10 protein-coding genes and 1 pseudogene are annotated in these 12,753 nt (G+C 62.3%); 7 read left to right on the forward strand and 4 right to left on the reverse strand.

All coding sequences use genetic code 11. The features are described 5' to 3' along the window. Positions 1 to 108: pseudogene (locus ACZIRK_RS17435) on the forward strand (IS110 family transposase); the annotation flags it as partial. Positions 109 to 244: 136 nt separating this feature from the next. Here the strand turns inward: ACZIRK_RS17435 and ACZIRK_RS17440 are convergent. Further along, complete coding sequence (locus tag ACZIRK_RS17440) at positions 245 to 1,981, reverse strand: ABC transporter permease (RefSeq protein ID WP_463327791.1); 1,737 nt, start codon at positions 1,979 to 1,981, stop codon at positions 245 to 247. 1,123 nt (positions 1,982 to 3,104) lie between these two features. Here ACZIRK_RS17440 and ACZIRK_RS17445 point away from each other — a divergent pair. The 4 genes from ACZIRK_RS17445 (at position 3,105) to ACZIRK_RS17460 (ending at position 7,934) form a co-directional block, all read left to right on the forward strand. Continuing rightward, positions 3,105 to 4,025 carry a helix-turn-helix domain-containing protein gene (locus tag ACZIRK_RS17445; protein ID WP_463327792.1) on the forward strand — a complete coding sequence of 307 codons (921 nt, stop codon included), beginning with the start codon at positions 3,105 to 3,107 and terminating at the stop codon, positions 4,023 to 4,025. Between the two features lie 205 nt (positions 4,026 to 4,230). Beyond that, a complete protein-coding gene (locus ACZIRK_RS17450) occupies positions 4,231 to 6,567 on the forward strand; it encodes a TonB-dependent siderophore receptor (RefSeq protein WP_463327793.1) in 2,337 nt (778 codons plus the stop codon). Between the two features lie 9 nt (positions 6,568 to 6,576). Next, the gene (locus tag ACZIRK_RS17455; RefSeq protein WP_463327794.1) at positions 6,577 to 7,740 is read left to right on the forward strand and encodes a PepSY-associated TM helix domain-containing protein; all 1,164 of its coding nucleotides are present in this window, start codon (positions 6,577 to 6,579) and stop codon (positions 7,738 to 7,740) included. Continuing rightward, on the forward strand, positions 7,740 to 7,934 hold the full coding sequence (locus tag ACZIRK_RS17460; RefSeq protein WP_028165250.1) for a hypothetical protein: 195 nt from the start codon (positions 7,740 to 7,742) through the stop codon (positions 7,932 to 7,934). Before ACZIRK_RS17455 ends, ACZIRK_RS17460 begins: the two co-directional genes overlap by 1 nt. Positions 7,935 to 7,946: 12 nt before the next feature. Here the strand turns inward: ACZIRK_RS17460 and ACZIRK_RS17465 are convergent, their stop codons facing one another. Next, the gene (locus ACZIRK_RS17465; protein ID WP_463327795.1) at positions 7,947 to 9,356 is read right to left on the reverse strand and encodes an aminotransferase-like domain-containing protein; all 1,410 of its coding nucleotides are present in this window, start codon (positions 9,354 to 9,356) and stop codon (positions 7,947 to 7,949) included. 46 nt (positions 9,357 to 9,402) lie between these two features. Here ACZIRK_RS17465 and ACZIRK_RS17470 point away from each other — a divergent pair, with 46 nt between their 5' ends. After that, complete coding sequence (locus tag ACZIRK_RS17470) at positions 9,403 to 9,831, forward strand: DUF983 domain-containing protein (RefSeq protein ID WP_463327796.1); 429 nt, start codon at positions 9,403 to 9,405, stop codon at positions 9,829 to 9,831. A 504-nt stretch (positions 9,832 to 10,335) separates the two neighbouring features. After that, positions 10,336 to 11,157, forward strand: coding sequence for a class I SAM-dependent methyltransferase (locus ACZIRK_RS17475; RefSeq protein ID WP_463327797.1), 822 nt, complete (start codon positions 10,336 to 10,338; stop codon positions 11,155 to 11,157). 4 nt (positions 11,158 to 11,161) lie between these two features. Here the strand turns inward: ACZIRK_RS17475 and ACZIRK_RS17480 are convergent, their stop codons facing one another. Both ACZIRK_RS17480 and ACZIRK_RS17485 read right to left on the reverse strand, forming a co-directional pair. Continuing rightward, positions 11,162 to 11,575 carry a hypothetical protein gene (locus ACZIRK_RS17480; protein WP_207231077.1) on the reverse strand — a complete coding sequence of 138 codons (414 nt, stop codon included), beginning with the start codon at positions 11,573 to 11,575 and terminating at the stop codon, positions 11,162 to 11,164. Continuing rightward, positions 11,572 to 12,747, reverse strand: a complete 1,176-nt coding sequence (locus ACZIRK_RS17485; RefSeq protein WP_463327798.1) for a glycosyltransferase family 4 protein — start codon at positions 12,745 to 12,747, stop codon at positions 11,572 to 11,574. Before ACZIRK_RS17485 ends, ACZIRK_RS17480 begins: the two co-directional genes overlap by 4 nt. Positions 12,748 to 12,753 lie beyond the last annotated feature (6 nt).

The raw sequence follows: 12,753 nt of genomic DNA on the forward strand, positions 1-12,753 counted from the left end.
GCCGGAAAGGAAAAAATGGTCATTCGCATTGCACTCGCCCGTAAGCTCCTGGTCCGTCTCAACGCCAAAGCACGCGATGCGCGCGCCGCTTACGCCAATGCAACTTGACAACCCAGATAGTCGCTCACCCGGCGCTGCGCGCCCACCTCTCCCTATGGGAGAGGTGGACAACCGCGGTCACGCCGATTCAACCAAATGACATCATGCTCTAACCCCGATCTTCGAGGCTGAACGGCTCTGGATGTCAGCCGAGACGAAGACGACGCTCGCCAAAGGCATAGAGCTGCCGCCACAGCAGGCGATTGAACAGCGTCACCATCACGCACATGACGGCGATGCCGAGCACGACCTTCGGAAAATCGCCGGCTTCGGTCGCTCGCGCGATATAGGAGCCGAGGCCGATCGCGGTCAGATGGGTGTCGCCCCAGCTTGCGACTTCCGCGACGATCGAAGCGTTCCACGATCCGCCCGAGGCGGTGATTGCTCCGGTGACGTAGTAGGGGAAAATGCCGGGCAGGATCACCTTCACCCACCAGCGCCATCCCTTCAGATGGAAGCTGCCGGCGGCTTCCCGCAAATCGCTCGGGAAGGCGGCGGCGCCGGCGATCACGTTGAACAGGATGTACCACTGGGTGCCGAGGATCATCAGCGGGCTGAGCCAGATGTTCGGATTCAATCCGAAATGCACGATCAGCACGACAAACACGGGAAAGGCCAGGTTGGCCGGGAACGCCGCCAGGAACTGCGCGAGCGGCTGTATGCGTTCGGCGAGTTTCGGCCGCAGCCCGATCCAGACGCCGATCGGTACCCATATGATCGTTGCCAGCGCAATCAGCACGACCACGCGCGCGAGCGTGACGAATCCATATCCAACCGCAGTGGTCACGTCAGACCAGCCGAGCGTGGCGGAGAGATACTGATAGATCTTCCAGGTCGCGTAGCTCGTCACGGCGGCGACCACTGCCAGCCATATGCCGTCGACGAGGCGGGAGGGCTGGCTGCTCTTGCCTTGCGTCCGCAGTACCGCAGGCACGCTGATGCGGAGGGTCGAAATGACCTTGTTCGCAGCGCCAAGTGGATAGGTCAACGCGCGCAGCGCGCGCGTACGCCTGAAGAGGTCGAACATCCAGGACGTCGGTGGCTCGGTGGAGGCAGTCTGCTCGAAGCGGAATTTGTCGGCCCAGGCCACGATCGGGCGAAACAAGAGCTGGTCGTAGGCGATGATGACGAGCAGCATGGTCATCAGCGCATAGACGATCGCCGGCAGGTTCTGCTCTTGAATGGCCAGCGCCACATAGGAGCCGACGCCGGGCAGGGTGACCGTCGTGTTGCCCACGGTGATCGCCTCCGATGCCACCACGAAGAACCAGCCGCCGGACATCGACATCATCGCGTTCCAGATCAGGCCCGGCATCGCAAAGGGCACATCCAGTCGCCAGAACCGCTGCCAGCCGGAGAGGTGAAAGCTCTGTGTTGCTTCCTCCAGATCCTTCGGCACGCTGCGCAGCGATTGATACATGCTGAAGGTCATGTTCCAGGCCTGGCTGGTGAAGATCGCGAACACGCAAGCGAGCTCGGCACCCAGCACCTGCCCCGGGAACAGGTTCATGAAGAACACGACCGTGAAGGTCAGGAAGCCGAGGATCGGCACCGACTGCAGGATGTCGAGCAGCGGGATCAGCACGATCTCCGCGCGCCGGCTCTTGGCGGCGAGCGTGGCATAGATGAAGGTGAAGACCGTCGAGCAAACGATCGCCAGCAGCATCCGCATCGTGGTCCGCAGCGCATAGAGCGGAAGATTGCGCGGATCGAGCGTAACCGGCGTACGCTCGAGCTCCGACAGCGGCTCAATCGTCTGCTTGCCGCCATAGACGATCAGCACCAGGACGCCGATCAAGAGCAGCAGCGCCACCACATCCCAGATGTTGGGCCGAAGCGAGTCCGGCCCGAGAACGGCAGCGCGAATATCCCGAAACATCATGAGCCACCTCTGGTCGGAATTCGGTGCGATCGGCCCGAGAGGATCGAGACCGGACCGCGATCGGTGTTATAGGCAGGCTTCACGACGAACCGATAGTCGAGGCCGGTCGAGAGCTGCCCGTCGCGAGCAGGGTCACGTTGGGACGAATTTCATGAATTATTTCAAGGTGATTTGCCCGGTCCAGCCTTGGCGCGAAAAATAAACCGCTTAACCCGTCGGGCAAATCAGTGATTTAACTCGGCGCGTCTCACGGCGGATGAGGGGCGGCTCGCGATCGTCACGAACGTTGCGGTGAGATGCGGTGGACGCAGGTGTTGCGACTGACGAGCGTGACATCAGCGGACGGCGAAGTCGTGTGGTCCTGGCGCCCCGACGCTGGCGCTAAGTTCTGTGGATCAAGTATCCGCAAGACGACGGTGGCAAAAGAGCCCGGTCACCGGGGAGAGCACGAAGTAAGCCGTAACACCATCGCGCAGGGAAAGCCGGACTGCTTCGGTTGAACCTGTGGTCCTACCCCCGTGCTTTTTGTTGCACGGGACCCACGGGTGCAACCAGCACCCGGCTTTCCCTGCGCCCTCTGATTTCGAAGAGGGTGGAAAGAACGCAAACCTCGGGCGATCCATGCCGCGAGAACGCGCACTCACATCCTCTCCGCTGTTTGAAATTCAAATCAGACCTCACCCCGTCATTGCGAGCGCAGCGAAGCAATCCATCGCGCCACTTGTGGAGACGTGGATTGCTTCGCTACGCTCGCAATGACGTGGATAGCGCGGCGCGCTTCAATCCATCCCCTCACCCTCTCTGGATGAGGGTCTGGCGGAATCGTAGATTTGTAGGGTGGGCAAAGCAAAGCGAAGCGTGCCCACCATCCCGAGCGCGGTGCTTGATGGTGGGCACGCTTCGCTTTGCCCACCCTACGGGCCTCTGGCGGAATCGTAGGATGGGTAGAGCGAAGCGAAACCCATCATTCACGCGCTTGCTCCATCGCGATGGCTTTCGCTGCGCTCTACCCATCCTGCCAACCCGCGGAATGGTGCGGCACTTCGAAAGCGTTCTAATTGCCTCGGCAACGGTTGAGAGGCAGATAGACTGATGATTCGCTGGCCGGCTCCAGGCAAAGGACGTGACGCACATCTATCATCGCATCTTCGATCAGTTCCGCGTCTTCGACTCCGAGGGAGTATCAAGGGAGGACGACTTCGAGGGGACTGCGCAATGGCTCGAATCTCCCGGCTGCCTGTTCCAGCGAAACAATTTCATCCTTGATCGCATGATACGCAGCGAAGGCATGATCAAGGCCGGCCTGTTCGTCACCATCGTGTTGAAGGGCTCAGGCCAGGGAGGTCCGCATCGCGATGTCACGCGGTTCCGCTACTCGGAAAATTCGATTGTCGTGATGGCTTTGCGGAAACCGCAGCTCTGGAGCGGCGAGACCTCCGGCGGAGTGCGTATGTTTGCCGCGGGCCTCGCCTTTCCCAAGGCATCGATCGATCGGCTTGGCCTGCAGCGCGAGTTCCTCGAGCTATTTTCCTCGGCGGAATCGGATGAATTCGTGGTCACGCTGAAGGCGCCGCCACGCATCCTTGCCATGGCAACCGAAATGCTGTCTCCGACACTCGATGGACGCGCGGAAGAGCTGCTGCTGTCCGCGCATGCCATGGAGATCCTCGCGCGGGTCATATCGATCGCGGGCGAGCGCGCGAGCATGGAGATGGCCGGTGATCACAAGCAGCGCCGGCTGCGCGCGATCCGCGACGCGATCGACGCGGATCTGCGGCGCCCGTGGAAAGTCTCCCAATTGGCGCGCGAGGCAGGCATCAGCCGCCGCTCCTTCAACACCCATTTCCGACGGGCGTTTGGCGTCAGCGCCTCCGAATATCTGCGGACGCGCCGGCTCGAATCGGCACGCGATGCGATCATCGAGCAGGGTATATCGATCAACGAGGCGGCCTATCTGGCGGGCTACGGCAACCCCGCCAATTTTGCGACCGCGTTTCGCAAGCATTTCGGATACGCCCCCAGTCGCTGCCGTCCATCAAATTAGAATGAGAATAATTCTACCCAGTGGGGCGGCTGATCGTGACGTGTGTCCACTAAGGTAGCAAGCTGATGCTGATGTTCCGGCAGCCAATCTGGAGCTTGTCGACAATAGATCAAAGAGTTTTTGCGCAATCGCAAAGGCGTGAGCTTCGCAATTCTTGCACTCAGTCCCCTGAGTCCGCGGGCGTTCCGCGACGGGGGATCTGGCGATGGAATTCAAGCGAAAGAGCGAGTGGGGACTCGCCCTTGTGACGATTTGTGGCTTCGCTGCGATGGCATTCACGGACACGCCGGCGCTGGCGCAGAGTCCGTCCGGCGCGGAGCAGCCGAGATCGAACACCGAATTGCCGCCGGTCACGGTCGATGCACCTCGCCAGCAGCGCAGCCGTGTGGCTCCGGTGCGATCGACGCGGGCTGCGCGATCCGGCCGCAACGTCGCGCGGCGGACGCCGGCCCCGGTGACGCAGGAAGCCGCGGCGCCGGGCGGAGCGGCCGGACGCTCAAGCGGCGAGAGGGGTACCGGTCCGGTGGTCGGCTATCTCGCCAAGCAAAGCGTGACCGCGACCAAGACGGACACGCCGATCCTGGAGACGCCGCAGTCGATTTCGATCGTCACCCAGGACCAGATCCAGGCGCAGGGCGCGCAGAACGTCGCCGAAGCGTTGCGCTATACGCCTGGTGTCACGGTGCAGAGCTTCGGGGCCAATGCGTTCTTCGACAACTTCAAGCTCAGAGGCTTCGATGCGCCGAGATATCTGGATGGCCTGCGGCTGCCGCTGGACAACACCACCTTCGCCGTGCCGCGGATCGAGACCTATGGGCTCGAGCGGATCGAGGTGCTGAAGGGGCCGTCGTCGGTGGTCTATGGCCAGTCCGAGCCGGGCGGTCTGCTCAACATGGTGAGCAGGCGGCCGACGGCGACGCCGCAATACACGATCGAGGGCACGTTCGGCTTATTCGATCGCTTCCAGGGCGCGTTCGACCTCGGCGGCCCGATCGACAAGAATGGCGAGTTCCTCTCCCGCATCGTCGGGCTCGCACGTGACAGCAATACCCAGACCGACTTCGTGCAGGACAACAAGCTGTTCATTGCGCCGAGCTTCACCTGGGCCCCGACGACGGACACCAGCTTCACGCTGCTCTCGCAGTACCAGAAGGCCGACAACAGGGGCTACCAGCAATACGTGACGGGCCAGGTGTCGTTCCTGCCCAACCCGAACGGGCACGTTCCATACAGCCGCTATCTCGGTGTACCCGGGGCTGACGGCTACAATCTCGAGCAGTTCATGGTCGGCTATGCCTTCGAGCACCGCTTCGACAACAACCTGCAGTTCCGGCAGAACCTGCGTTACACCGATGTCACCAACGATCTCTCTTCGGTTCGCACGGAAGGCATGGCGACCGACCGTCTCGTCAACCGCAGCTATAATTATGTGAAGGCAAGCGCCGCCAACATCGCTCTCGACAACCAGTTGCAGGCGGATTTCCTGACCGGACCGCTCGCCCACAAGGTGCTGTTAGGCTTCGACTACTTCAATCTCTGGTCCAACACCGACTATCGATCCGCCGGTATCGCTCCGATCGATGCCTACGCTCCGGTATATAATACCGCTGTTCCGTCCTTCGCATCATTGGCGCCATTCATCCTGCGCAACGACAAGCTGAGCCAGGCCGGTCTCTATCTGCAGGACCAGATCAAGCTCGACCGCTGGACGCTGACGGTGAGCGGCCGCAACGATTGGGTGAGCACGGATTCGAAGAGCTTCGCAGTCTTTCCGCTCGCCGGCAGCTATTCCCGCGACGACCGCGCGCAGACGGGACGCGTCGGCCTCAACTATCTCGTCGATTTCGGATTGTCGCCCTATGTGAGCTATGCGACGTCGTTCACGCCGAACCTCGGCGCCGATCTCGCCGGCAACTCGTTCAGGCCGACCACCGGCGAAGGCACTGAAGCCGGCGTCAAATTCATGCCGAATGGATCGAACCTGATGCTGACGGCCGCCGTGTTCGAGATCAAACAGCAGGACATTCTCACCGCAAGCCCGATCAATCCGCTGCTCAACGTGCAGACCGACGCCGTTCGCGTTCGCGGCTTCGAGTTTGAAGCGAAAGGCAACATCACCCGCGAACTGGAGATCGTCGGCGGCTACAGCCATCTCGATCCGAAGGTCACTTCAAGCATTGCCGGATATGCCGGCAAATACATGATGAACACGGCCCAGGACCAGGCCTCGCTCTGGGGCAAGTACACCTGGTACGATGGTCCGGTTGCAGGTCTCGGGCTCGGGTTCGGCGTGCGCTATGTCGGCGAGACCTATGGAGACAGCTTCAACACTTTCGTCATCCCGGCCTATACGCTGTTCGATGCCGCCGTGAGCTACGATTTCGGCTATCTGCGGCCGGACTGGAAGGGATTGAAGGCGCAGGTCAACGTGACCAACCTGACCGACCACTTCTACGTGGCGTCGTGCTTGACCGGCTTGCCCTATTGTGGCTTGGGGAATGGACGTACGGTGCTCGGCACGTTGAAATATAGCTGGAACTAGGACGGCAAAGTGACGGCGGCAACCAGGTCTCTTCGGCGATGGGGTTTCGTCCACAAATGGACGAGCCTCATCTGTACGGTGTTCATGCTGCTCCTGTGCATCACGGGGCTGCCGCTGATTTTCCATGAGGAGATCGACGACCTCCTGCACAGCCAGGTGAAGCCGGCTGAGGTGGCGGCGGATGCGCCGCTTGCCGATCTCGACCATCTGCTCGCCAACGCAATCGCCAATGCAGCGGGACAGGTCCCGCATTTCCTGATCTGGGACCGGGACGATCCGAACGCGATGTTCGTCAGCGTCGGGCCTTCGATCACGTCCGATCCGAGCAAGAACCTCTTGATCCGGATGGACGCGCATACGGGCGCCTATCTGGATGCACCTGACGTGACCGGCCGTTTCACCTACATTATGCTCAAGCTGCACACGGATATGTTTGCAGGTCTGCCGGGCAAGCTCTTCCTTGGCCTGATGGGCATCCTGTTCTGCGTCGCCATCATCTCCGGCATCGTCGTCTATGCGCCCTCGATGCGGAAGCTGAGCTTCGGCACGTATCGCGCCGGCCGGACGCGCGTGGTGCGCTGGCTCGACGTCCACAACCTTGGCGGCATCCTTCTCGTTGCGTGGACGCTGGTGGTCGGCTTCACCGGCGTCATCAACACATGGGCCGACCTGGTCCTGAAGATGTGGCAGTATGGGCAGCTTGCCGAGATGACTGCGCAATATCGCGATCGCTCGGTGCCCGCGAAGCTGACGTCGGTCAATGCAGCGGTCGAGGTGGCGGCGCATGCGGTGCCGGGGATGACGCCAAGCTTCGTCGCATTCCCCGGCTCGATCTTCAGCAGCAAGAGCCACTACGCGGTGTTCCTGCGCGGCAACACGCCGCTCACCTCGCGCCTTTTGAAGCCGGCCCTGGTCGACGCCGAGACCGGCACGCTCACCGACAGCCGCGATATGCCCTGGTACGTCTCGACGCTGTTCATTTCCCAGCCGCTGCATTTCGGCGACTATGGCGGCATGCCGCTCAAGATCCTCTGGGCACTGCTCGACGTGCTCACGATCATCATCCTCGGCACCGGCATCTATTTGTGGGTGCGGCGGCGAAGGGCAGGGGTCAGCGTCGATCGCGTGATCGCGCGCTCCTCCAACCTCGAAAGTCCCGCATTGTCGTCCTGATGACGTCGCGCAAACCCATGCATCGCACGCTTCGACAGATCTTTATCGCGCCCCTGCTGGTCGCGATCGTCAGCACGCTTGGCCTCGTCGGCGCGCTCGTGGGAGACGGTTGGTGGGATGCCCTCTCATGGGTCACCCTGGCCGTCCCGGTTGTCCTCTATTCGCTCTTCATCTGGTGGCGAAAGCCGAATTGAGCGGCCGGCGCCTCAGACGATCTGTGTTGCCATGACAGACAATTTCATGGCCGCCGCGAGCACCTGCATGGCCTGGCTGACATCGGCGCGGTTGCGCGCCGCGCCAAGGGAGACACGGATCCCGCGCGGCGGCTTGTCAATGACGGCGAAGGCATCTTCGCCGACAACGGCAAGCCCGTGGCGCAGCAGATGCGAAAGCAGGTCCATCCGATTCCAGGATGGCGGTAGCTCCAGCCAAAGGTGATGGCTGGTGGGACGGGATGCGAAAGCGATGCCCTTCAGGATACGTCCCGCCAGTTGCTGTCGTCCCTTGGCTTCGTTGCGCACCGCCTCGATGATCTCATCGGCGATGCCGTTTCGGATCCAGTGGGTGAGGAGCGCGACCATCAGGGGTGGTGACATCTGCATCGTCGCCTGCAATCCGCTGCGCATGGTCTGCGCGGCGGTGGGATCGGGTGCCAGCAGATAGGCGACGCGCAGTCCCGGCGCGATGCATTTCGACGTGCTGGCGGCGAAATAGCTCCGCTCGGGAATCAGGTTTGCGATCGGCGAAGCTGACGGCTCGAGCAGACCATAGGCGTCGTCCTCGATCAGGAAGGTCCCTGCATGGCGGATGATTTCGGCGATGGCCTTGCGGCGCGCCGGGCCTGCGGTGGCGGTCGTCGGATTCTGCTGCGTTGGCACCAGATAGACGGCCTTCGGCTTGTACTTGCGGCATGCATCCTTGAGCGCATCCGGCCGCGCGCCTTGTTCGTCCATCGGCAAGCCGATCAGGCGAACGCCCAATCGGGCGGCGGCTGTCTTCAGGCCGGGATAGGTGAGTGCCTCCGTCAGAACCACGTCGCCGGGCGAGGTGAGGGCGAGAAGCGCATTGAACACGATGGCCTGCGATCCCGGAAAGATCACGAGACGTTCGGCATCCGCATCCGTCAAGCGATGGCGCAGCCAGTTTGCCGCCGTCTCCAGCTCGGGATCGCTGCCGCCTGGTTTTGAATAGGTCAGGAATGCGCCGAAGCCGCTCTCCCTGCGTATCGTCTCCAACCCCTGCGCGATCCGAAGATCCAGATTGGCTTCCACCGGTTGAGGCGGAAGATTCATCGAAAGGTCGATCGTGACTTGCGCGGGAACGTGCGACGGCGAACGCACCGTCGTCTCCGAGACGAACGTGCCCTGACCGACCCTGGCGTCCAGCAGGCCGCGCCGGCGCGCTTCGCCGTAGGCGCGGGTGACGGTGGTGAGATCGATGCCGAGCTCGGTGGCGAGCGCGCGGTGCGTCGGCAGCCTTTGTCCGCGAACAAGCCGGCCGCTCTCGATGTCTGACGCCAGCGCATCGACGATCCGCATGAACAGGGGGCCTTGCCATTCGGAAAGTGTAGGGACCCAATCCATACAATAGGCCTGTTTGTCTTTGATTGTATCCATACATTCTCGTACTGTATGGACATGCCTCAGGTCAAGGAATTCAGCGATGACACAGCCAGTTTCGCTTGCCCAAGCCGCATTGCGCGGCTTCACCATGCGATGCCCCAATTGCGGGAAGGGCCACCTTTTCCGCCGGTTCCTGAAGGTCGTGGATCACTGCGAAGTCTGCGGCGAGGACTACACGCCGCAGCGTGCCGATGACTTTCCCGCCTATCTCGTCATCGTCGTGGTCGGACATGTGGTCGTGCCGGCTTTGCTCGCCGTCGAGATGGCTTACGCGCCGCCGGCGTGGCTGCAACTCGCGATATGGCTGCCCTTTACGCTGTTCGCATCGCTCGCGCTGCTTCAGCCGACGAAAGGCGCGATCGTTGGCCTGCAGTGGCAAACGGGAATGCATGATTTCGCGCAATCGAAGAATCGAAGGTCGGCCGGTTCCGCCAACAGGAGATCGCTGCGGAACCACGCGCTTCCCTGAGCTCTGCTCGAATCAGTTTTCGCGCAGAGAAGGTTCCAAGGAACCAGACGCTTCACGGAGCCGCGACAAGCACGATCAAAATTGTGCCGAAGGTCTGCGGAGCCATCGTGATGACAAGTTGAGGAGTCATCTACTGCGCTGAACTGCGGCTCAGATCGATTCTGCTATGGGCGTGGGGAATCCCTGTGCCCTTTTGGACGCACGTCCACTCGCCCAACGAAGAGAACCTTCTTGCCTCGCACGCGTTGGCTTGTTGCGTCGCACAGGCGCCGCAATTGCCGTCAAGAAAACGAGATAAGTTAGTCCCTGGGATGGAACCCAGGTACGTCGCTTGAACGAAGGGGCTTCGTGGATTCTTCCGTCACTGACCGATCGGACATGTGCGCGCAGACTGACTGGCGGCACACGGTTCGTTGTCCCCGCTGTGCGGCCCCGCTGCGAGAGATCGACGCGCGACCGTTCTGTTCCAGCAAGAACTGTGAATACTGCGAAAGCGGGTTCCCGGTGGTTGAGGACCAGCCGGTCCTGATCGATTTCGCCGCCAGCATCTTCGAGCGCGAGATGTATCGCGGCGGCAATGGTTCGGTCTTTCGCCGCGACGTGTCGCGCCGCTCGATCAGCTCGCGCCTCCACCAGCTCACCTTCGGCGGCAATCAGGTGGCGCAATCGAACTGTGCACGGTTCATCGAGCTCCTGAAGCAGGAAAGCGAACGGCCGGTCGTGCTCGTGATCGGCGGAGGTGCCGTGGGCGACGGCGCCGACGAACTCTACATGGATGACTCCATCGAGTTGATCGGAACAGATGTTTACGCGTCGCCCTATACGCTGCTGGTGGCCGACGCGCACCGGCTGCCGTTCGAGGATGGCGTGTTTGACGGCGTCTGGATCCAGGCCGTGCTCGAACACGTCCTCGAGCCCACGTCCGTCGTGAGCGAGATTCACCGCGTGCTGCGGCGCAGGGGCCTCGTCTATGCCGAAACGCCGTTCATGCAACAAGTGCATGAGCGCGGCTATGATTTCTCGCGCTTCACGCGGAGCGGCCATCGCTGGCTGTTCAAGCAGTTCGCGGAAATCCGCGCGGGCCGCGTCGGCGGCGCAGGCGTCGCGCTGGTGTGGTCGATCCGCTATTTCGCCCGTGCGCTCGGCGCCGGCGACAAGCTCTCGCGCCTGGTCGCGCTGCCGTTCTTCTGGATCCGCCTGCTCGATCCGTTGACGCGCGGCCGCCCCGGATCGGATGCGGCGAGCGGCTTCTTCTTCCTCGGACGCCAGGCGGAGCGTCCGCTCGATCCGCACGCCATGCCGCGCTACTACGACGCGCAGAAGTGACGCTTCAGGTGAGGCCTTTGATCTTCTTGCAAGGTGTCGCCGAGGTCGAGGAAAGCTGCACGATGTCGACGACGGATTTCATCGTCAGCACTTCCTTGCTGGTGAGGAAGCGCAGCGTCGCACTCGGATAGGCGTCGCAGAATTGCGACAATGTCGACGCCGTGGCAGGAATGGTGTCCTGCTTGGGAACGACCGCGATACCGCCGTCCTTGAGGACATAGGCGTCCTTCACATTCGTCATGCTGCTCGCCGCCATACAGATCTTGAACAGATCATTGTAGGATTGGGGCGGCAACTTCAGATCGCCGCCGAGGCTACCCAACAAGTATTCGCGGCTTCGGCGGCAGTTGTCGGCGCCGGCGTGTGCCGTGCCGGTGGCGAGCACAAGCAGGATCGCGGCGGCGGCGATCCGCCTCATGCCGTCACCACCTCGGCCTGCGGCGCAGGCCGCTCGTTCCGAGCCAGTCCGTAGGTCGCGGCAGCGCAACGTTCCCAGGACAACGCGCGTGCATGGGCCAGCGCGCCTGCGGCAAGGCTCGCACGCAGTTCGTCATTCTCGGCGAACCTGGCGATCGCCGCGGAAATGCTGTCGATATCAGGCGGAACAAGAATGCCGCTTTGATCCGGCAGCACGGCGTCGGGAACGCCGCCGACAGCCGTCGCAACACTCGGCACGCCGCCGGCACCGGCCTCGAGATAGACCAGCCCGAATCCCTCGACCCGGCCGGAGGAATCCGGAAGGCCCGTCAGGCAGAACAGATCAGCCGCGCCATAGATGTCGCGGATCTCTTCATTCGGCAGCGGACCGAGCAGGCGGACATCGCAGTTCACGGTTTCGATCAAGCGCTGGAGTTCGTTGACATAGTCGGCCTCGCCATTCGGGCCGATCACGAGCCAGGTGATACGCTGACGCAACCGCTCGGGGAGGCGCGCCAGTGCCGCGAGCGTCAGATGATGTCCTTTGCGGTGGGTGATCCGCGCGACGGTGACTATGACCAGCCGCTCCGGCGCCAGCCCAAGGCCGGCGCGGATGTCCGCACGATTGCGTCGCTCGCCGAACCAGAAGTCGGAAACGCCGAGACTGATCGCGCTGATTTGTCCTGCGTCAACGGCAAACCGTTCTTGGAACAGATCCCTGGTGTAGCGGCTGTTCGCCACGATCTCCGTCCGCGGGCCGAACACGCCGGCGCTGCGGATTGCAAATCGCTTCAACGGTGTCTGGGTTTCGTTGATCTCGGTGCCGTGCACGGTCATCAGCACGCGTGCCCGCGTCCGCCAGCGCGACAATGCGACGGGAATGAAGAAGGGCCAATCGGCCGCATGGATCACATCGTATGGATGCTCCCGAACCTTGTTGCGTGCCAGCAGCATTTTCGCCGGCAGCTCCTTTATCGAATGCAGGCCACCGGCAAAGCGGGCCACTTCGAACGGCAGCGTGCGATCGCGGCCTGCATTGTCCTGTCGGTAGTCCGGCGCAACCACGGTGACGCGCGCGCCGAGCCGGGCCGCGGCGGCAGCGATTTCCCCTGCATAGGTGCCGATCCCGCCCATGGCGGGAGCAAACTCACTGGTCAGCAGCAGGATGTCCACGTCGAA

This window comes from Bradyrhizobium sp. Leo114 (assembly GCF_055229415.2).

What these genes read in the sequence shown, in the direction of transcription:
- ACZIRK_RS17440 (WP_463327791.1), bottom strand. Translation starts at nt 1,981, where the DNA reads ATGATGTTTCGGGATATTCGCGCTGCCGTTCTCGGGCCGGACTCGCTT.
- ACZIRK_RS17450 (WP_463327793.1), top strand. Translation starts at nt 4,231, where the DNA reads ATGGAATTCAAGCGAAAGAGCGAGTGGGGACTCGCCCTTGTGACGATT.
- ACZIRK_RS17460 (WP_028165250.1), top strand. Translation starts at nt 7,740, where the DNA reads ATGACGTCGCGCAAACCCATGCATCGCACGCTTCGACAGATCTTTATC.
- ACZIRK_RS17465 (WP_463327795.1), bottom strand. Translation starts at nt 9,356, where the DNA reads ATGGATACAATCAAAGACAAACAGGCCTATTGTATGGATTGGGTCCCT.
- ACZIRK_RS17470 (WP_463327796.1), top strand. Translation starts at nt 9,403, where the DNA reads ATGACACAGCCAGTTTCGCTTGCCCAAGCCGCATTGCGCGGCTTCACC.
- ACZIRK_RS17480 (WP_207231077.1), bottom strand. Translation starts at nt 11,575, where the DNA reads ATGAGGCGGATCGCCGCCGCCGCGATCCTGCTTGTGCTCGCCACCGGC.